We start from the raw sequence: 19,928 nt of genomic DNA on the forward strand, positions 1-19,928 counted from the left end.
GCCCCTCTTCGGAGTCTCTATGCTGACCGTTCCGCCCCTCTCCCCCTCCCGGCCACCCGTTTCAGGATACTTGCGTGGGTGGCCGGGAGGGGGAGAGGGGCGGAACGGCCCACAGACAACCTAATCCCGGGCGCGTTCCAGGATGGTAACCGAACAGGCCGCTTCCTCGAAGCCGATGACGCCGCCGCCGTTCTCTGCCAGTGCGATGCGGGCGTCCGGCACCTGCCGTTCGCCTGCCTCCCCGCGCAGCTGCGTCGTCAGTTCGTAGATCATCGACAGGCCGGTGGCGCCCACCGGATGCCCCTTCGACACCAGACCGCCGGAGGTGTTCACCGGCACCTTGCCACCCGGTCCGGTCTCACCCGCCTCCACGAAGCGACCGCCCTCGCCCACGTCGCAGAAGCCCATCATCTCCACCTGCAGCACCTCGCAGAAGCTGGTGGCGTCATGCACCTCCGCCACCTGCACATCCTCCGGCTTCAGCCCGGCATGGGCATAGGCCTTCTGCGCCGCGGTCATCGACAGCGACGGCTCGTCCAGCCGCTTGTACTTGCCGCCCGACAGGGCGTTGGCGCGGATCTTCACGGCCCGGTCCTTCACCGCCTGCGGCAGGCCCTTGTAGTAATCCTCCGACACCACGACCGCCGCCGCCGCGCCGTCCCCGATAGGGGAGCACATGGAGCGGGTGAGCGGGAAACTGACCGGCCGGTCCTCCACCACCTGATCGACGGTCATCGGGAACTGGTACTGGGCGTTGGGGTTCAGGGCGCCGTAATTGTGGTTCTTGGCGGCTCCGGCGGCGATCTGGCGCTGCGTCGTGCCATGCTTCTTCATGTGATAGCAGGCCTGCATGGCATAGGTGTCCATGAAGACGGTGCGGTCCGGCCCGGTCTCGAAGGACTTGCCCGCTTCCTCGCCCGCATTCCGATAATATTCCTGCCATTCCTCCGGATCGAAATTGTCGATACCGGCGTAGAAGCTGCGCTGGATCTTCTCCGGCTCGTCGGGGATCCAGATCTTCTCCACACCAATGGCCAGGCTGACATCGGTCTGGCCGGACAGGATGTCCTTCCACGCCCCGTGCAGCGCCATCGAGGCAGTGGCGCAGGCGCCCTCCACGTTCACCATCGGTACGCGGGCGGGGAACAGCCCCTCGTTCACCAGGGGCGTGAAGCAGACCTGGCCGCGGATGGAACCCTGGTCGTTGTGCAGCCACATGCCGCAATTGCCGAACCAGCCGAACTCGATGTCGTCGCCGTTCTCCATCCCCGCATCGGCGAGCGCGCCCAGATAGGCCTCCCGCGTCAGGTCCTTGAACGACTTGTCGGGCCATTTCTGGAACCGGGTGGAAAAGGAGCCGATGATGTATGCGTCAGTCATTTCTGCCTCCCCAGGCTGCGGCGGCGCGGTGCGGATGGCCGTGACCGCCGGATGTCAAAGCGGTGACCGGCAAAAAACCTGCGCTTCGCCCAATTGTCGCCGTGATCGAACAGGACTATGGATAACGTCAATTGAGGGATCAGACCAGCGAGGAAGGCGGAAACCGACCATGTTCACCCGCAAACCGAACGGACAGGATGGCGAAGGCAGCAGCGAGGCACAGCGCCCGGCACCGAAGACGAGCACGCCGATGCCGACGGAGGACCTGATCGCGCGCCGCCCCCGACCCGACATTCCCCGCCCCCGGCAGGAGGCGCCGATGCGCATCCCCGGCAGCAGCGCGAAGGAAGAGGAATCGCGCCTGCTGGTCGGCAGCGGCATCTCCCTGAAGGGGGAGGTCAGCAACTGCGCCGAACTGGTGATCGAGGGCGCGGTCGACGCCCGTGTCGAGGCCACCAGCTTCCGCGTCAGCCCCGGGGGAAGTTACGCCGGTGAATGCCACGTCGATACCGCCGACATCGCCGGCGACTTCGAAGGCACCCTGAACTGCCGCGAACGCCTGATCGTCCGCTCCACCGGCAAGCTGAAAGGCATCCTGCGCTACGGCGAAGTCGAGATCGAGGCGGGCGGCCGCATCGCCGGCGAGATCCAGATGTTCGGCGAGGGGCAGGAGACGGAAGCGACGCCGACGGAAGCCGCACCGAGGAAGGCCGCGAACAGCGAGTGAGGGGGAACACGGCAACTGCCGTGCCCACCTTCTGACGCCGGAAGGAAAAATGGTGCGCTGAGTGGACCCGAACCACCGACCTACCAACTACGAATATGCCGGCGAACCAGGGACGAAGGATTTCATGCGCCAAGCGGCCTCCTGTTGAAGCCGCATGGCAGAGGGGGCGTCGTGGCCAGCGGCGCAAAGTAAGCCGTTCTTTTACCTGAGCGAGCGAGTTCGGTTTCTAAGGCTCTCCTTCCCTTTGGTAATTTCGTCACACGGCACGCCACAACGTTCGTCGGCCGGGCGGCCAACAACCTTGCTTCGCCGAAACCCTTGCGTGGGGGACCCAGTTGATGATTCCGCCAACACGCATGAGCGATGAACTCGGCTGGCCAGTTCAATTCCGGCAGTGATAGCCTGCAGATACGGCAATCGTACGAGGAGTTACCGGAGAAATGAGCTGGTGTGGAGATCGTCGAAAAATTCTCACCGCGATGGGAAGCGCAGCTCTTCTGATGGGCTGCAGCAAGATTGGCCAAAGCTCTGGCCGCGTTCTCCACGTTCAATCGGGACAGACGAAACGACTTCCTGCAAGGCTATGGCGGTTTGACTCCGTGCATATCGAGAAAGGAGGTACGCTGCTCATCGTCGCCAATAGCCAAGACTGGTTGATTCTGGACGTGGCCGGTGACGTTCATTTGGATGGCCGTATCGATTTCGGAAGCTTCAGTTCCGACCGCCGAATATTTGAGGCCACAACCCCTTCAGGCCTTCGACTCAGCCATCAGTTCTCCATGTCGAATATTGGAGGAAACGGTGGCGACGGTGGAAGCCAAGGCGGACCTCTTGTTGGTGGTGCCGGTGCTGCCGGAACCACGGAACACGGCGGTGGTGGAGGCAGCGGCGCAGTGCACGACGCACACCGGAGGCGACCAGGACAACCGGCTGTCGGCAGAATCGGGGCAGAGCGGGGGACCTTTGGCGCTGGTGGCGACGGAGGACGACGAGGAAACACCAACGGCGGCTTGATGTTCATAGGAGTTGGCGGAAAAGCCATCGGATCAGGCGTGATTGATGTGCGAGGAGTGTCAGGCGAGGACGGCAAAGCTGGTGCTGGAGGCATACCGAGGAACGTTGGGACGGGCGGCGGTGGCGGTGGCGCTCCAGGAGGCGAAGGGGGAGTTGTCTGGGTGCAAACGCCCGATAGCAGAACTCCGGGCTGGACGTTCCTTGTCGATGGTGGTCGCGCAGGTATCGGGGGACCGTCCAGGGGAGTGCCGGGTACCGACGGCGAGGATGGTCTTTCCGGTTACTTTCTGACGCTCTAGCGTTGGTTGGGCAGAAGATATTCGGTGGTATCAGGTCCGATACACTGTCGCGTGTGTTGACGCCAATCGCCTCCGCCCACTCCTGACCAGCCCCGCCTCACCCCCTGCCCTGGCAGAATGTATGTGTACGACCTGTCGGACCGTTGCAGGCTGTTCCTGACCGCATTTGGTCCGATTACCGGGACCGTGAAAGGGAAGGCAAAGTCTGGCAGAGGCGGAGCGGTAGGAAATCAGGGACAGCCTGCACGCATCATCGGACCGGCAGACGCGATACGGCTGATTGGCGACGTTGAGTTTCCCCGCCCCCTAACGCGCGCGCGGGTGTCATCGGGATGCGCCGGAGCCGGATGCGCGGTGGACTGTCTACCGGGCCGAAGAGCCTTGAAGGGCGCGCGCGCATCGCGGAAGCGCAGAGGCAGCGTAGGCGATCCAATCAGCCGCTGCTGGCACCAGCGAAGAATGCCCCCGGTGCCTACCATGTGATTGCTGGGCGTAAATCAAAAACACTGCCCGTGATCTAACCCGTTGAAAGGAATGGTGCCGCTGAGTGGACTCGAACCACCGACCTACTAATTACGAACCCGCTCAGGAGCCTTTTCGCCCACTTTCGCCAAGCTGCGCCAACCATACTAACTAGCTGTTTCTGTTTATTTTTATCTGGACAACGACTGCGCTCACCTGTCACCGTCAACGCCTGAATTCGCCCCCTGCTGCTTCCGATATGCTTCCGAATTCGAGGGACGAGATGGCCAGATTGACCAAGCGATATATCGACAGCCTGCCCGTACCGGACGGCGAGCAGTTCATCTTTGACGAACTCCTGCCCGGTTTCGGGTTGCGGCTCTACCCCACCGGGCGAAAGACCTTCCTGGTCCAGTATCGTTCCGGAGGACGCACCCGCCGTGTCAGCCTGGGCCGGTTCGGCACCGTGACCCCCGACGAGGCAAGAGGGCGCGCGCGAGAACTTCTCGGCACTGTGGCGGCTGGATGCAACCCTTCGGAGGATCGGCGACAGGAGCGGCTTGCGCCCACCGTCGCGAGCCTGTGCGAACGGTTCCTGGACGAACATGCCAAGCAGCATTGCAAGCCGTTCACCATTCGCGAGTATCGGCGACTCATCGAGAAGCACATCAAGCCTGCCATGGGCGCTTTTCGGCTGAGCGATGTCGCAAGGGCCGATGTTTCGGAACTGCACCACCGGATGCGCGCTACGCCGTACCAAGCCAATCAGGCGCTCTCGGTCATGTCGAAGATGTTCAACCTGTCCGAAATCTGGGGCTTGCGACCGGACGGCTCCAACCCCTGCCGTCATGTGAAGAAGTACCGCGTTCACCAGAGGGAACGCTTCCTGTCGCAAGAGGAACTCCAGAGGTTGGGCAAGGTGCTGAGCGACTGCGAGGCGGATGGCTCCGAATCCACGCCAGTTGTCTCCGCCTTCCGGCTGCTGATCCTGACCGGATGCCGACTGAGTGAGATACGGACGCTCAAATGGGAGTTCGTCAAACCCGGATATCTGGTGCTGCCCGACAGCAAGACCGGACCACGCCGCATTCCCCTAACTCCAGAGATTGAGGCCGTGCTTGCCCAAATCCCCGAGATTGAGGGCAATCCCTACATCATCACCGGCCTGGTAGATGGCCAGCCGATCAATGACCTGCAAAAGCCCTGGCGACGCATCCGCGAACTCTCCAGACTTGAGGGCGTGCGCATTCACGATCTCCGGCACACCTACGCCTCGAACGCCGTCATGGGCGGTATGGATATCCTGATGGTGAGCAAGTTGCTTGGTCACACGCAGATACAGACCACGATGCGCTACGCCCATCTGGCCGATGATCCGGTCAAGGCAGCCGCCGCCAAGATCGCAAACTCGCTTGGGCAGGCGATGAAGGCAGAGACAACGGACGACGATCCGACACCGCCTGCAACGGATGAGACAGAGGTTTCGAATGTTGTTCAATTCCCGATGCGGACGGGAACCTGACCAGACGCGTTCGAGCGCATTTGATCGCTGCGCATTGCAGGCGTATCGGCAGCGATATCCGTTGATATCAGGCGAGACTTGCGGAACTTGCAGGTGCATCCATCCGTTGTGTCACTCAGCACGAGATGCCCTAAGCTGCCAAGATTGCGGTCAGGGGACCAACGGTTTGGAATGATGACAACTGAACCACGATACATACTTGAGGATGAGCGGTTCATTCCCACCGGTTTCGCGCTGGATCGATTGGGCCTGCACCTCTACCCCGCAACATGGATCGGATGCCATGTTGGGCGGGACAGGCCAGACGATCCGAGACCCGTCCTCAAGCGAAACAAGGATCTCCAGACGATCATCGACGATGCCAAAGATACGCTTGCGATCCTTTCCAAGAGGATTTCACGAGCGACCGACCCCGAGACCACCAAGACGCTTGAGGCGCTGCGAGACAAGACGCTGCAGGAGAGGTCGGACGCTTACCGGGAGCTCGATTCAAAATCCGCGATCAACGAAGAAAGCGTTGAGGACTACAAGTACTTTTCCAAGATCGACCATGCACAGGAAATTCTTGAGAATGCTATGCGTGGAGACGGCCTAAATATCTTTACTGGCGATCACCTCGGAAGATCATTGGGGAGCATCGAGAACCGGAGAGGAGTGCATATCCGCATCAGAGATTCTTACCTCATTGAGGCCCGATTTCCGGGCAAACGACGGCGCGGGATCATGATGCTGGATCGAGAGCAATTCATGGCCTGGCTTTCCAAGATAGAGCCTGTTGAAGCCGCCCCCGGACAACCCCTCACCCCTGCACAGGCTTTTAGGATCGAAGTTCGTGAGGTTGCGCGAATTGGGCAGAAGCCGAAGAACGTCGGGCAATACCGCAACGATGCCCGCAGGAGAATACCGGGTCTGACCAAATCGGTTGCACAGCGCGTTTGGGAGGAGGAAGTGCCGGAAGATTGGCGGCGCCCAGGGCGTAGAGCTGCTCCAAAGAAATGAACCGCTTCCGCACCAGGTCGGTTCATTTCCACGGATTTCCCTGATTTGTCATTTTTATCAGATACATAAAATGAACCGATTTCGGCCCATTTTCCGGTTCAATTAATTTTTATTGGACAGGCTATTAGAGCGAAAACCAGATCGCCAGCTTTCACCGCATCGAGCAACAAAGATGCATGGAGAGAGACATGGCGGAAACTACCGAAGATCGGGAATACCTCGATCAGCTCTTGAACGAAGTCGCAGCGGCTGAGTTCCTCGACTACTCCGTCAGGGCGCTTCAGAACTGGCGCAACCGTGGCGGCGGCCCGCTCTTCATTCGGGTTTCAAAGCGTTCCATCCGGTATCGCCGCCGTGACCTGATCGCCTGGGCCAGCGAGCGCGTCGTCGCCAACACGTCCCAGCCTTCCCAGTACGAACAGAGTTCCAAGTTTTGCCCTGCCGGAGCTGGCCGCGACGGCGGGGATTTTGAGGGCGAGACCCGGAAGCCGAGAGGCGGTCTGCCGTTTCGCAAGCGCGTTCGGGAAAGCTCCTGAAAAGCCGGGGAGTTGCCGAAAGGGACTCTCCGGCACTCCCTCACCCTCAAAACCAAAGCGGCCCCTGCGCGGAGCGCGCTTACCCCCTCCACTCACTTCAAAAACACCTGAAAGGACGAACAGATGAGCCAGATAGGCAAACTTAACATCAACGGAGCGGATGAGCTGACAGGCTATATCGGCACCCTCACCCTCAATGCCGATATCGTCTGCATCAGCACCGGCAACGGCGGAACAGGCAACAAGCCTTCGCATCGCATCTTCGCCCGAAGGGCCAACGATCAGGAGGTCGAGATCGGAGCCGCCTGGGAAAAGGTCACGCGCGACAGCGCCAACGAGGAAATTCGGTTCCTGAGCATCAACCTCGATGATCCGAGCTTTGCCACTCCGATCAACGTCGCGGCGTTCCCGACACGCAATCCGGGCGAGTATTCAATCACCTGGCGCAGGCGCCAGGACCGCAATGCAGGCTCAAACCGTTGAATATCAGGCGTTCCAGGAGGGGGGTTCCTGTAACACCCCCCTCTGCCCTGACATGGCGCAATGGAGCGTAGAGCATGTTCAAGCTGCTGCATGCCGGGTTCGACACCATCGACCTGGCCATTCAGGGTTCACTCCCTCCGAAGATACTCGATCAGCTCCGCGCTGCCCGCGACGAGGCTGCAACCCAACAAGAGCCAGCGCTTTGTCATCTGTCAGACGGCAAGTTCGCGGCTCACGTTTCCAGCCATGGCGCGAAAGGCGGCTACGCTTTCCTGCTGAGCACAGGCCCCACCGGCGCAAACTGGATGATCAAGGACAGCTCCGACCCGAACCAATGGAACATCTTCGTCTCTCCCCGCTCCACGATGCTGCTGACCAACGGGTATGCAGAGACATTCACGACAATTGAGCAAACCATTGCTGACCTGGGCGGCAAGGTGATCGGCGTATCCCTTAACCGGGCAGACTTCGCCATGGACTTCCAGACTTTCGGGTTCGAACTGGAAATCGACCGCTTCGTTACCCATGCCCGATGCAAGCTAAAGCCGTACTGGAGCAAGGCGGATCAGGCCAAGGACACCGACCAGCCACGATCCGTGCTCAACGGGAGGCGCGTCGAGAGCGTCACCATAGGCTCAATGCCCGGGCGGCAGATTATCGTCTACGACAAGCGCACTGAGGCCATTGCTAGGCACAAGCCACACTGGTTTGAGGTCTGGGGCGTTGACCGCGACGATCCCGACCTTGAAGTCTGGCGCGTGGAAGTCAGGGCGGGAAAGGACCACCTCAAGGACGCCTACAACATCCGCACGCTGGAAGACTTCGAGAACAGCATCGGCGACGTGATCGTCAACAGCCTGGAAAAGATACGCTACCTCGCGAGCCGACAGACCGACAGCAACATCAGCCGCCAGATCCTTCACCCGCTATGGGAGGCCACCCAGGCGACGGCGAAACGTGAACTGCTTGACTTGCGCTCCGGTCTGTCACCCGATCAAATTCGATCCATCGAGCGCGAAAAGGCCGTAGACATTTATCTCAAGCAGGTATTCGGAAACGCTGTCGGATGCGCGGTTGCGATGGGTTGGGACGATGACGCCATCGGCGAAAAACTTCCCACACTCATGGTTGAGAAGCTGAAAGCGGTATTCGAGAACGATCCGGAGGCGTTCGAGAAGGCGATATCACGAACGCGGAAGAGATTACATTTCCTCTGACATACTGAAGACTGCTGGAGCACGTTCTCAAGGTTGCCGCTCGAACGTAGTCTCTCAATGGCGCCAAAAAAGGGAGCGGAGAACTTGCCGCGCCTGACAGACCCGATTGCGCTATTTTAGTTCATCTGTTCAGAAGGGGCAGAGACGAAAAGAAACGCTCATTACATTCCCAATCGTCAATTTTGAGCGATATTCAGCATTAAGATCGCGTAAAATTATTTCTCTACGCCATTTTCCGAACGAACAGTTATAATTTGTACTCACGAAAACTGCCCACCAACTGGAAAAAACTAGAAACCTTGTATTTATCAAATCCTTCTTCATCGACATACACGAAATCGAATACAGCCTCTGACTGTGCAGCGTTAGCATCATCACACCATTGCCGCAGACGCTCCATCTTCAGTGGTACATCCAGGTCTTCTTGGCCCTTGGTCTCGACGATGAAAATACGACCATCCCTTAGCTTGACTATGAAATCCGGATAGTAGTTCGAGATGTTTCCATCGGCGTTCACATAATCAATTTTGAAATGAACCGCGATGTAGTTCTTGGCGTAAGCCTGAACCTCGGCGCAGCCTTCTAAGAAGCTTGCGAACCGAAGTTCGAGATGGCTGTCGCCAATCACACGATTGAATAGGCTGCGTTTCGGGACGATGTAGCCTTGGTCTTTGACCACAAAGGGCCGGGTGTTCCGAAGCTTGATAGTATCTCGGATTTCCGCATCGCCTCGGTCTTTCACGGTCAGGGCATTGATTGCCTTCTTGAAGCTCTCCAGGATGGTCTTCGTCGCGGCCAGCTCGGACAGATTCCGCAGCGTATTTGCGCTTTCAAGGTCGATGGTCGTCCCGAACAGATGGTCCTGAACAAAGGACTTCACTTTGCCATAGAGAACGTCATAGCCGCTAACCAAGCGCAAATCGTCCATGATGGCCTTGGTAAAGTAGCCAATGACACTTCGATAGTCGGCAATCCCGGCGGTATCGAGCACGGTGGTATGCGTCACCTCGCCGGTCGTGATGTCCTTGAAGACAATCTCGCGCTGCTCTTCCTCGCTGAAACTTTGATAGATGACCTTCTGGTGGCTGAACGAGGACACATCGAGGTCGGCCAGGTTCTTGTATTCCCGGTAAATGCGGGGTGTCAGGACCGGGATTTCAATGTCGAGCGCATCAAGGTCTTTGTCTGGGTCTTCCTTGTCCACCTCGACGACAATCGGCGTCTTGGGTTTGGTGCCTGACCCCATCGGTTTGCGTTCAAGCTCGACGCCCTCGGCCTGGATGGACTCGACGAACTCCATAAAGGCGTCGGTGCCGACAACGCTCAAGTATTCCTCGACGCCGCCGGGATACATTTTGCGCAGGCCGCGCCCCAAGGTCTGCTCGGGCAGGATGTTGCTCTTCGCGCTGTATGCGCGCAGTCCGACAATCGTTGTCACATTGCGCACATCCCAACCCTCTTTGAGCATCAGGACGGACACAACGGCCTTGTAAGGGCTTGTAGGGTCGTCGATTTCGTTGGCGTCCTTGCGCAGCTCTTCCAGCTCTTCCTTCTTCTTACCGGTGGTTGCTTCCGAGATTTCGCCGTTGGCCTTGGTGTGAATGACCAGAACCGAGTCCTTCAAATCCGGGTAGGTGCCTTCGAGATAGGCCGCCACATCGTCGCAGTTCTTGGTGTCATCGGTCATCACGAAGAGGATGGCTTTCTTGCCCATCTTCTGGTGCTCTTCGTAGGCTTTGCGCCATTCGATGACGCCAAGGTCCAGATAATCGGCGTACTTCTCGGTGTACTTCGCGCTCTGGCGCTCGGCCAGTTTCGACCGGCTTGCCGCGTCGGGCAGGACGGGGTGCTTGACGACATTCTGGGAAATCGCCTCGACCAGAGGATAGTCCGCCACGGTCTGGACAAAGATAGCGCCGTTGTTGTGCTTCGGCGTTGCCGTCACATCGACTTGAAGGGCCAGCCCTGACCCTTTCTGGACCAGGCGGTTGTGGATGTCCTCAATCGACTTGAACCAGGCCAAACGGGCATCGTGGATGTGGTGCGCCTCGTCGTTCAGCACCATCAGCTCGTCGATGTCGCGGACAATCATTCCAAGGTCCACCTTGGAATCGGTCGTCCCGCCCGTTGGCCGCTTGCCCAGGAAGAAATCCATCGTGTCGTCATCATCAGCGGTCGGTGGAATGTCCTCGCCCGCATAGACGCGGTGAATGTTGGTCAGGAAGATGTTGCCAGTCGGTTGGGTAACGCGCACCTCGTCCTGAAGGTGAAGCGTCAACTGGAAGTCGTCATGCCAGTTCCGACCATCAAAACCATTGTCGGGGATAACCGGGTCTTCGTAGAAGAGCCGCAATCCTTCGAAGTCTTTGTAGATGCGGTCGAGCACGATGATGTTCGGCGCGATAAGTAAGAAGTTTCGCGCCAGCTCGCTATCTGGCTCGTAGAGCTTGTGGAAATAGGCCCACGCCAGGGCAAGGCTCAACACCTTGGTCTTGCCTGCGCCGGTCGCCATTTTCACGACATAACGCCGCCAGGTCTCGTCGAACATACTGGCCGATACAGCGCCCGAGCTGTCGAAGCGCATCAGGTCAAACTTGTCCTTCGCGCCTACGACATCATAGAGGTAGATGATGGTTTCCAGCGCCTCGCGCTGCGAGAAGAAATACTTGAACTCAGCCATGCTGCCATCGGCCTGCGGCAACAGGTGCGGGGTGTTGAACCACCAGTTCAGCAGGCTCTTGCTCGTGTCAGACGCACCGACATAGCCGCCATCGCGAAACTCCTTCACCTTGACGCGCAGCGCCGCCACAAGCGGCGGCATGAGCTTTTCCATGCCGGTCTCGCGCAACGCTTCATCCGCTGGGAACCAGCGGATGGTAGGGTCAAGGATTTCGTGCGGGGAATCGGGGAAATCGGGGTGAAGCGCCATCAGTTCGACCCTCCGACATTCACATCCACAATCGTCATCGTGTCATTCCCGAAGATGTCCACGACCTTGACGGCAATCTTGCGCCGTCCTGGCGCGCACTCGTGGAACACGCTTTTCAGTTCAAGAGAGCGGTCCTTCTTGGTGCGGAAAGATTGCCATTCGTTTTCAAAGATGTAGTCGCCCGTCCATTGCTCTTCCCATTCCCCGGTGTCCGGGTTTTGGATGCGGACGATTTCGCGCTTGCTCTCGAAGTCGAAGTCAACGGACCAGTAGTCAATCCAGTCGGTCCAGGTCTCAGTCAGCTGTTCGCGGGTGAGGATGCCATCCTTGTCCTTGCTGACCTTGATGATTTGACCTTTCTCGACAACGATTTTGCTCTGCTTGTCTTTCAAGGTCGCTTCGGCGTTGGCGATGGAATCCTGCGAGTAGAAGACCGAGAAATCGGTCAGCTCGACAGATACGATATTAGCCTTGAAGTGAGGGCGGACCTCGATGAACGACACATCGTGGAAGACCACCTGGTTGCGCTCCACGGCGCGTTTGTCGAACACATCTCGGGGGATATACTTGGGTGCGATGTCGATACCCTTCGCGCGGGCCTCGTCCAGTACATTCGGGAACAGACCCATCTCAAACTCAAAGCCCAAGATATCGACCTTGCTGATATGCTTCTTGCGGCATTCAAGGATGATTTCCTCGACGAAAAGCCGCGAGACGGGCATGTTCACCGGACCAATCGCAACCAAGCGACCGGCACGCTTGCCGTGAAAGCTGGCGAAGCCATCGGTCTTCTCGGCACGATACGCGCGCAAAATAAGGTTGAGAAAAGCCCGCTCCCGCGCTTCAAGCTGTTGTTGGCGCTGTTCTTCACGCAGGTCGGGATTCACTCCGACATAGTGCTGACGCTCGTACTTTCCGAGGTTTAGGATTTCGAAAGCGCGATAGTCTTTGCCTTCGGCTTTCAGTCTTCTCTGGACAGAAATCATCCTTTTTCGAGTCGCGTGAACGGCAAACTTGCCAAGGTCAGCGGCAATCCATTTGCGACCTATCCGCTCACATACCGCCGGAGTTGTGCCCGACCCCGCAAAGAAATCGAGGACAAGGTCATTATCCTTTGTCACCGTTTTCACAATACGCTCAATGAGGCGTTCTGGTTTCTGGGTTGGGTAGAAAAACTCTTCGTGGACATAGTTAGACCCACCGCGTTTTCGCAGGGGATTAATATCTATCCACCAGTCCTCGAGCTGTCTTCCGTGCGACTTGCTCAAAAATACCTCATCGAGGTTTTCTGGAACCCTGCCTTGTGACGCCCGTGTCGCAAATTCGGTGGGGCGGAGCTCTTTGAAACGACGGTATGTTATCTCACCGTTCCCATCGAACATCTGGCCAAACCTATCGAGAGTAGATTCAGAAAGGGTTGCCCGTTCTATTTCATTTGTCTGGAAGTGCTCCGACTTAGAATACCAAAAAATGTTATCATGCTTCCGCTTATAAAAATTAGTGTTTCGACCTCCACCCAGGTCTTTGTAGCACCAAACTATTTCGTTCACATATCTATTGCTTCCAAAAACTTCGTCCAACACCAAGCGAAGTGCCGAGTTCAAGCGCCAGTCACAATGAAGAAAAAGAGAGCCATCATCCGCCAGAAGTGCTTTAGCAAGTACTAGCCTTTCATAAATCATCGCGATGAATGAGTCTGACCCCTTGCCCCAGGTATCACGATAGGCAATTTCTTCCAGAATGTTTGGCCGCTTCGTGAAGGTGTCCTCACCTACTTCAATATCCATCGAAAAATCTGCGCCCACATCAAAGGGCGGGTCGATGTAGATGAGTTTGATACCGCCCTGTCTCTCAATCTCTTCGCGCATTGGGCCGCTTTTCAAAGATGACAGGATGAGTTTGTTGTCGCCCCATATCAGCTTGTTGGTCCAGCCTTGAAGCTGGCGGCCCCGGTTGTCCATCGCGAACAGGTCGGCCTGCGCCGCCGCATCCTCGGGCTTCTCAGCGCGTGGCTCGTCCACCTGCTCAATCGTCTGGAAGGGCAGGACAACATTCGTCACCTCGTTGGTCTTGCCGTTCCAGACCAGCTCGACCTCGCGCTTGTCGTCGAACAGAAGGAAGCGATACTTGTCCGGCAGGGGCTTGCCCGCCTCGATGAACCGGATGATTTCCTGCTGTTCCTGCTCTGTCAGTCGTGCCATCGGTTCCCCTCAACTGACCCGCCCCAGATTCGGGCAGGCTCTTGATTTTCCACCATTCTGCATTGTCGAACCAGCCACGCAACCCGTGCGAGAACAAATTGCGCCCTACCCAATGCCACTAAAGCTAGAGAAGCGCACTAGGTGCGCGTTGCGCTCCGCATCGAAAGCATCTCTTGAGCCTATCAATCTTGCCTATATCGCTTGGCGAGAGCCCCGTTCCGGAAAATCTATCTCAACGTTGGGATCAAATTTTCATGCTAAAAAAGGCGTTCCCGAAACCCTTCCAATTGCTTCCGATATGCTTCCGGAAAATTCGACGCGGCGTCAAAAAATTACCTAACCCGTTGAAAAGAATGGTGCCGCTGAGTGGACTCGAACCACCGACCTACTAATTACGAATCAGTTGCTCTACCAGCTGAGCTACAGCGGCGCACCGGGCCTCTGCCGAGGCGCGGTCTATAGCGGGAAAGTTTCGGGGGTGCAACTCCCTGTCGGTCGCATCTGACCTGGTCAGGGTGACGGGGCCGCGCGGGAGACGGCGTGGAGGCGCAGGGGCTGGTTGCGGCCCCGGATGTCGGTGCTGCCGATGTCGGTGATGTGCAGGCCAGCCGCCCCGGCGCCATCCGGGCTGCGGAGGCTTTCGTCCAGCACGGCGTCGCTGGCCAGCAGGGCGCAGTCATGGCTGCGGCAGAGCTCCACCATCCGCGCGGTCGTGTTCATGGCGTCGCCCAGCATCACGATCTCCTGCCGCAGCTCCCCCATCTCCCCCATCACCACCGGTCCCGCATGCACCGCGCCGCGCAGGCGCGGGGCGAGGCCGTAGTCGCGGCGGTAGCGGTCTGCCGCCTGGTCGAGCACCTGCTGGAAATCCAGACCGCACAGGAGGGCGGCGAGGCGCGCGTCCGGCCGGTCGGGCCAGGAGACGATCATCTCGTCACCGACGTATTTCTCGATCACGCCGCGCCGCTCGATCACCGGGCCGGTGAGGTCGCGATAGACGTCGCGCAGCAGCCCGTGAAACGCCAGGTCGCCGATGGCCTGGGCGGCGGCGGTGGATCCCACCAGGTCGACGAACAGCAGCACGCGCGGCTCGACCACCGGCCGGTGATAGCGCCCGGTCAGGAAGTTCAGGAACACCGCCTGCCCCAGCAGCCGGTTGACCGACATGGCGAAATTGACCGCCAGGCTGATAACCAGCGAGAAGCCGAGCTGGATCGCGGTCTCGCTGTTCCAGCCGAAGGGGGTGGAGGCCGTGATCGGGAACAGGGCGGCGCCGGACTGGATGCCTGCCAGAATGATCACGAGATACAGCAGGGACCGCAGCAGCAGTTGCGCGCTGAACGACAGCCGCCGCATCCAGGCGCCGTTGGCACCATTGATGTAGAAGGATTCGATCGCCACCAGCAGGGAGGCAATGAAGCCTCCCGTCCAGACCCCGCGGAACGCCGCAGCAGCAACCGTCGCGACACGTGTTTCATCGTCGCCGCTGACCGCTATCGCGATGCCGAAGATCGCGCCGAGAAGGGCGGCGCTGCCCGCGATGATGGCGCAGGCGCGGATGTCACGTTTCAGGCGTCTGTTCATCGCGACTGCCTATACCACCACGGGGGCCAAGAGAAGTCACATGTGCACGGTGAAATCCGTCCGTCATGGTCGCACCGGACGATGCGCCACGCCGCGAATGCCGTTAGGCTGTCGGCGCAACATTCAGGCTGGAGCAGAACAGATGAGCACGCAGAGCGAGGGCCGCATCGACCTGATCATCGCCGGAGGCATGGTGATCGACGGCACCGGGGACCGTCCGGAGCAGAAGGACATTGCCGTCAGCGGTGACCGCATCGTCGCCGTGGGCGACCTGGGGGACCGGTCGGCGCAGAGGCGCATCGACGCGGTGGGGAAGGTGGTCGCGCCCGGCTTCATCGACGTGCACACCCACGACGACGCGGCGCTGATCGAGACCCCGGACATGGAGATGAAGATCAGCCAGGGCGTGACCTCCGTCGTCGTCGGCAACTGCGGCTTCTCCACCGCGCCGTTCGATACCGCGCGGGTGCCCGACTTCCGGCTGGAACCGATCATCCGCGGCGAGGGGCTGATGGAGCAGCGGCTGGGCGACTACATGCAGCGGGTGGAGGCGGCGAAACCTTCCATCAATGCCGCCTTCCTGACCGGCCATTCGACGCTGCGCTACGACGCCATGGGGCTGGACGTGGAGCGGGAGGCCACCACGGCGGAGATCGACCGGATGCAGCGCCGCCTGTCGGAGGCGCTGGCCGACGGGGCCATCGGCATGTCCTCGGGCCTCTACTATCCACCTGCGGCGAACGCGACCACTGAGGAGGTCTGTCACGTGGCCGAACCGCTGGGGGCTGCCGGGGGCGTCTATACCGCCCACATGCGCGACGAGGGCGACGATATCCTGGCCGCAATGGACGAGGCCTTCCTGATCGGGCGGCACGCCGGGGCGCCGGTGGTGATCTCGCATCACAAGTGCAACGGACGGGCGAATTTCGGACGCACGGCGGAGACCCTGCCGAAGTTCCGGGAGGCGATGAAGCACCAGCCGATCAGTCTGGACGTCTATCCCTACATCGCCGGGTCCACCATCCTGCTGCCGCACATGATCGCACGGGCCGAACGGGTGATGATCACCGGATCGAAGCCGCATCCGGAATGCGCGGGTCGCGACCTGGACGCCATCGCACGCGAATGGGGCTGCACGGAGCAGGAGGCCGTCGAGCGGCTGCAACCGGCGGCGGCGATCTATTTCTCCATGTCGGAGGATGACCTGCGGGAGATCCTGCGCTTCGAGCATGCCATGATCGGCTCCGACGGGCTGCCGGGCGACCCGCACCCGCATCCGCGCCTGTGGGGCACCTTTCCGCGCGTTCTGGGCCATTACGTGCGGGAACTGGGGCTGATCCCGCTGGAGCACGCGGTGCATCGCATGACCGGCCTGTCGGCCACCAACTTCGGACTGCGCGACAGGGGTCACCTGCGGGCCGGGGCCTTTGCCGACATCGTCATCTTCGACCCGCAGACCGTCGGCGACCGGGCCACCTTCGACGCCCCGCTCAATCCCTCCGCCGGGATCGAGCATGTCTTCGTCAACGGGCAGTTGAGCTTCTCGGACGGCGCCGTCAGCGCAGAACGCCGGGGCCGGGTGCTGCGGCGGGAAAGCTAGAGGGTCCTGTTCCGGAGCAGCATCAACGGCCCGTGTCCGGGTCGGATTGCTGATCCGGCCTGATCCGCCAGAGACGTTCGGGCAGGGCGAAGCCGCGCAGGGTCGCCCGTTCCTCCTGCGCATCGAACGGTTCCAGCAGCGGGCGGACGGTCGGATCATCATGCAGGCGGCCGGAGATCACCACCTCTCCGCCGCGCGCCTCCCCCTGCAGCCGCGCGGCGAGGTTCACGGTCTGGCCGAAGTAGTCCAGACGGTCATTCAGGGTCACGGCCAGACATGAACCGGCATGCACGCCGATCTTCATGGCCAGGTCGGCCTGATTCCGCCGGTTGAAGCCGTCGATCCCGCGCTGGATGTCGATGGCGGCGCGCAGGGCGTCCGCCGGTTCGGCGAAGGCGGCGAGCACGGCATCGCCCATGGTCTTCACGATGGCCCCGTCATGGCGGCGGACCTGATCGGCCAGATAGGCGAAGTGCCCCCGCACCTGCCCGTAGGCCAGGGCGTCACCGACCCGGCGATAGAGGTCGGACGACCCCTTCAGGTCGGTGAACATCAGCGCCACCTGACTGACACCGGCGCCGTCACCGGGGCGCAGCCGCTCCGCCGCGCAGATGTCACGGAACGCCTGATAGGTTGTCACCCGTTCCGCCGTCAGCGCGTCCTCCGCCCAGTCCCGCCGCTCGATCACCGCAATGCGGGACCGGTGGGTGCGGTTGCGGACCACCAGCGACGCCGCGTCCGGGTTCCCGTCCGCCAGGATCTCGTTGTCCGTGATCAGCAGAGCCGGAAACGGGCCGCCCTGATGCTCGACCTCCGCATAGGGTCCCACATCCAGGGTGCGCATCCGGTAACTGCCCAGGGGCAATGTACCGGCCTCCGACCGGGACCCGTCGCCATCCACCTTCAACTGGGCACAGACGTGCGGCGTGGTCATCGGGCCACCGAGGCAGAATTCGCCGTCATAGACCGGACGCAGTGCCGCCGAGGGCGTGAAGGTGATCTCCACATTGCGGGCGAAGTCGCGGTCGTAGTCGATATTGCAGGCATCGCAATGCGCCGAGTCCGGCAACTGGTCCAGCCCGTCCACCGTCAGCTTGGCCCCCCGGCAGCGCGGGCAGAGCAGATCCCAGCGCTGCTGCAGCAATCCGACCCGGACCGCCTGCAGGCAGGCCTCCACCATCGGGCGGACGGTCACCCCGAACTGGCGCGCCAGCGCGATCGGGCGCATCCGGACCAGATCGACCTCCGAGGCGCGCAGCACCCAGTCGACCAGCCGGTCGCCCAGCCCGTGACCATAGGGCGAACGCTCCAGCGCCAGCAGCATGTCATCGACGCGACGGCGGGCCGGGGCGTCGAGCTGGTGCGGCGTCAGCTCGAACGGCAGCGGACTGATGCTGCGCGCCCAGTCCTCCGCCTGCTCACAGAGTGAATGGAACGTGGCTTTCGCGCTCTTGAAGAACCCGGTGTTCAGGATCAGCCAGCCGAGGAGGTTCGCCGCGGTCACCCGGATCTCGTAGTGACAGATGCACCCGCCCTCGGGCGTCGGCTCGAACCTCGCCAGGGCACCCAGGGTGGAGACCGGTCCCTTCGAGAACTCCCGCCAGTGCCAGAACCACCTGTAGAGCACCCACTCGACGGGAAACTCCTCCCACGCCAGTTCGACCCGGCCCATGCGCCCCGCGGCAAACAGGCGGACCGTGCCGTCGGACTGCCGGCGCTCCTCGATCCTGTGCTTGGGGAAACCGGCTGCTTCGTTGTAGCGGGCGGTATCGGCCAGCGCGGGCCAGACGGCCTCCACCGGCTCGGCAAAGGTGTAGGTGAAGGTGCGGGTGTAGACCTGGCTCATGTGACCATTCTAGTTGACGGGGACCATGCAGAGCCAAGGATATAGACTGAAACCCGCAATGGATCACAAATGGGTAGTCAGAAATGCGCGAGCAGACGGCAACTGCAGATTCGGGGGAGGCCTTCAGGCGTGGCATGACGCGCCGGTCGCTGCCCCCGGCTGTCGTGAAGGAACTGACCCGGCAGGACGATCCACGGGCCTGGCGCGGGGTTGCGGAACTCGCGCTCTCCATTGCCGGCTTCATGGCCATTGCCCTGCTGGTCTGGCATCCGCTGGTGATCTTCGCCTGCATGATCCTGATCGCGACCCGCCAGCAGGCCTGTTTCGTCATTGCCCATGATGCGGCGCACTACCGGCTGTTCAGCGACCGCGCCCTGAACGACCTGGTCGGGCGCTTCTTCGGCATGATCGTCGGCATATCCATGCCCGCCTACCGCGTGGTTCACCGGCTGCACCACAATCACCTCTATGAACCGCAGGATCCCGACATCCCGATCCATGCCGGGTATCCGCGCGGGCGCGACTACCTGTTCCGCAAGCTGACGCGCGACCTGCTCGGCCTGACGGCCTTCAAGACCTATCGCTATTTCTTCGGCAATCCGGCGATCAATACCGATCAGGGGACCGAAAAGGGCAGCCGACCGCTCGACGATACCTCGCCACGCCTGCGGGCCGCCGCGCGGGCCGACCGCTGGTGGGTACTGGGGTTCCATGTGACCGCCCCGGCGCTGGCGCTGGCAGGCGGTGTCTTCACGGAATACCTGCTGCTGTGGGCGTTGCCGCTGGTCACCTTCCTGCAGCCACTGCTGCGCGTGCGGGCGATCTGCGAACATGGCGCGGTCCCGGACACCACCTCTCCGCTGCGGGCGGCGCGAACCAACATCGGCCATCCCGTGCTGATGTGGCTGTTCTTTCCCTGCAACGTCCATTTTCACGTCGAACACCACATGTATCCGGCCATCCCCTTCTACAATCTGCCCGCCGCGCACCGCGCCATGCGCGCCCATGGGCTGGCGGCGGAGGCAGAGGTGCGCGCGCTCGGCGATACCCTTCGGCGTGTCATGGCCGACCCGGCGCGAAAGTCTGTGCAAGCCTGATTTCTTACGGGCCGGAAATCATCTAAGGTCCG

14 protein-coding genes and 1 tRNA gene are annotated in these 19,928 nt (G+C 60.6%); 9 read left to right on the forward strand and 6 right to left on the reverse strand.

Features of this window, described 5'->3' with window-relative positions; all coding sequences use genetic code 11:
* Positions 1–120 precede the first annotated feature (120 nt).
* Positions 121–1,380 (reverse strand): thiolase family protein, encoded by a 1,260-nt coding sequence (locus QGV55_RS16695; protein ID WP_281019502.1) that lies wholly within the window; start codon positions 1,378–1,380, stop codon positions 121–123.
* Between the two features lie 169 nt (positions 1,381–1,549).
* Between QGV55_RS16695 and QGV55_RS16700 the strand changes: the two genes are divergently transcribed.
* From QGV55_RS16700 to QGV55_RS16730, 7 genes are all read left to right on the forward strand, one after another.
* Positions 1,550–2,107: a polymer-forming cytoskeletal protein gene (locus tag QGV55_RS16700; protein ID WP_281019501.1), complete on the forward strand. Its 558-nt coding sequence runs from the start codon at positions 1,550–1,552 to the stop codon at positions 2,105–2,107.
* Positions 2,108–2,794: 687 nt separating this feature from the next.
* The gene (locus tag QGV55_RS16705; RefSeq protein ID WP_281023683.1) at positions 2,795–3,121 is read left to right on the forward strand and encodes a hypothetical protein; all 327 of its coding nucleotides are present in this window, start codon (positions 2,795–2,797) and stop codon (positions 3,119–3,121) included.
* A 1,044-nt stretch (positions 3,122–4,165) separates the two neighbouring features.
* Entirely contained in the window at positions 4,166–5,404 is a 1,239-nt protein-coding gene (locus QGV55_RS16710) for a site-specific integrase (RefSeq protein WP_281023684.1), read from the forward strand.
* Positions 5,405–5,575: 171 nt separating this feature from the next.
* Positions 5,576–6,403: a hypothetical protein gene (locus QGV55_RS16715; RefSeq protein WP_281023685.1), complete on the forward strand. Its 828-nt coding sequence runs from the start codon at positions 5,576–5,578 to the stop codon at positions 6,401–6,403.
* A gap of 188 nt (positions 6,404–6,591) precedes the next feature.
* Entirely contained in the window at positions 6,592–6,939 is a 348-nt protein-coding gene (locus QGV55_RS16720; RefSeq protein ID WP_281023686.1) for a helix-turn-helix domain-containing protein, read from the forward strand.
* Positions 6,940–7,062: 123 nt separating this feature from the next.
* On the forward strand, positions 7,063–7,422 hold the full coding sequence (locus QGV55_RS16725) for a DUF736 domain-containing protein (RefSeq protein WP_281023687.1): 360 nt from the start codon (positions 7,063–7,065) through the stop codon (positions 7,420–7,422).
* 74 nt (positions 7,423–7,496) lie between these two features.
* Complete coding sequence (locus QGV55_RS16730) at positions 7,497–8,639, forward strand: hypothetical protein (protein WP_281023688.1); 1,143 nt, start codon at positions 7,497–7,499, stop codon at positions 8,637–8,639.
* Positions 8,640–8,886: 247 nt separating this feature from the next.
* On the opposite strand, the gene QGV55_RS16735 is transcribed toward QGV55_RS16730, so the two are convergent.
* The 4 genes from QGV55_RS16735 to QGV55_RS16750 form a co-directional block, all read right to left on the reverse strand.
* Positions 8,887–11,568 (reverse strand): DEAD/DEAH box helicase family protein, encoded by a 2,682-nt coding sequence (locus QGV55_RS16735; protein ID WP_281023689.1) that lies wholly within the window; start codon positions 11,566–11,568, stop codon positions 8,887–8,889.
* A complete protein-coding gene (locus QGV55_RS16740; RefSeq protein WP_281023690.1) occupies positions 11,568–13,769 on the reverse strand; it encodes a site-specific DNA-methyltransferase in 2,202 nt (733 codons plus the stop codon). Before QGV55_RS16740 ends, QGV55_RS16735 begins: the two co-directional genes overlap by 1 nt.
* 354 nt (positions 13,770–14,123) lie before the next feature.
* Positions 14,124–14,199 (reverse strand) — tRNA-Thr (locus QGV55_RS16745).
* A gap of 80 nt (positions 14,200–14,279) precedes the next feature.
* Positions 14,280–15,353, reverse strand: coding sequence for an adenylate/guanylate cyclase domain-containing protein (locus QGV55_RS16750; RefSeq protein WP_281019499.1), 1,074 nt, complete (start codon positions 15,351–15,353; stop codon positions 14,280–14,282).
* A 142-nt stretch (positions 15,354–15,495) separates the two neighbouring features.
* Here QGV55_RS16750 and QGV55_RS16755 point away from each other — a divergent pair, with 142 nt between their 5' ends.
* On the forward strand, positions 15,496–16,953 hold the full coding sequence (locus QGV55_RS16755; protein ID WP_281019498.1) for a D-aminoacylase: 1,458 nt from the start codon (positions 15,496–15,498) through the stop codon (positions 16,951–16,953).
* A 22-nt stretch (positions 16,954–16,975) separates the two neighbouring features.
* On the opposite strand, the gene QGV55_RS16760 is transcribed toward QGV55_RS16755, so the two are convergent.
* Entirely contained in the window at positions 16,976–18,799 is a 1,824-nt protein-coding gene (locus QGV55_RS16760) for an adenylate/guanylate cyclase domain-containing protein (RefSeq protein ID WP_281019497.1), read from the reverse strand.
* Positions 18,800–18,882: 83 nt separating this feature from the next.
* Here QGV55_RS16760 and QGV55_RS16765 point away from each other — a divergent pair, with 83 nt between their 5' ends.
* A complete protein-coding gene (locus QGV55_RS16765) occupies positions 18,883–19,896 on the forward strand; it encodes a fatty acid desaturase family protein (protein ID WP_281019496.1) in 1,014 nt (337 codons plus the stop codon).
* Positions 19,897–19,928 lie beyond the last annotated feature (32 nt).

It is taken from the genome of Minwuia sp. IMCC3009, assembly GCF_029909415.1.
Classification (GTDB): Bacteria; Pseudomonadota; Alphaproteobacteria; order Minwuiales; family Minwuiaceae; genus Minwuia.

Bases quoted from the DNA above. Each gene is read 5' to 3' on its own strand.
- QGV55_RS16700 (WP_281019501.1), top strand. From the start codon at position 1,550: ATGTTCACCCGCAAACCGAACGGACAGGATGGCGAAGGCAGCAGCGAG.
- QGV55_RS16695 (WP_281019502.1), bottom strand. From the start codon at position 1,380: ATGACTGACGCATACATCATCGGCTCCTTTTCCACCCGGTTCCAGAAA.
- QGV55_RS16735 (WP_281023689.1), bottom strand. From the start codon at position 11,568: ATGGCGCTTCACCCCGATTTCCCCGATTCCCCGCACGAAATCCTTGAC.
- QGV55_RS16710 (WP_281023684.1), top strand. From the start codon at position 4,166: ATGGCCAGATTGACCAAGCGATATATCGACAGCCTGCCCGTACCGGAC.
- QGV55_RS16725 (WP_281023687.1), top strand. From the start codon at position 7,063: ATGAGCCAGATAGGCAAACTTAACATCAACGGAGCGGATGAGCTGACA.
- QGV55_RS16765 (WP_281019496.1), top strand. From the start codon at position 18,883: ATGCGCGAGCAGACGGCAACTGCAGATTCGGGGGAGGCCTTCAGGCGT.
- QGV55_RS16730 (WP_281023688.1), top strand. From the start codon at position 7,497: ATGTTCAAGCTGCTGCATGCCGGGTTCGACACCATCGACCTGGCCATT.
- QGV55_RS16750 (WP_281019499.1), bottom strand. From the start codon at position 15,353: ATGAACAGACGCCTGAAACGTGACATCCGCGCCTGCGCCATCATCGCG.
- QGV55_RS16755 (WP_281019498.1), top strand. From the start codon at position 15,496: ATGAGCACGCAGAGCGAGGGCCGCATCGACCTGATCATCGCCGGAGGC.
- QGV55_RS16705 (WP_281023683.1), top strand. From the start codon at position 2,795: ATGGCCGTATCGATTTCGGAAGCTTCAGTTCCGACCGCCGAATATTTG.
- QGV55_RS16740 (WP_281023690.1), bottom strand. From the start codon at position 13,769: ATGGCACGACTGACAGAGCAGGAACAGCAGGAAATCATCCGGTTCATC.
- QGV55_RS16720 (WP_281023686.1), top strand. From the start codon at position 6,592: ATGGCGGAAACTACCGAAGATCGGGAATACCTCGATCAGCTCTTGAAC.
- QGV55_RS16760 (WP_281019497.1), bottom strand. From the start codon at position 18,799: ATGAGCCAGGTCTACACCCGCACCTTCACCTACACCTTTGCCGAGCCG.
- QGV55_RS16715 (WP_281023685.1), top strand. From the start codon at position 5,576: ATGATGACAACTGAACCACGATACATACTTGAGGATGAGCGGTTCATT.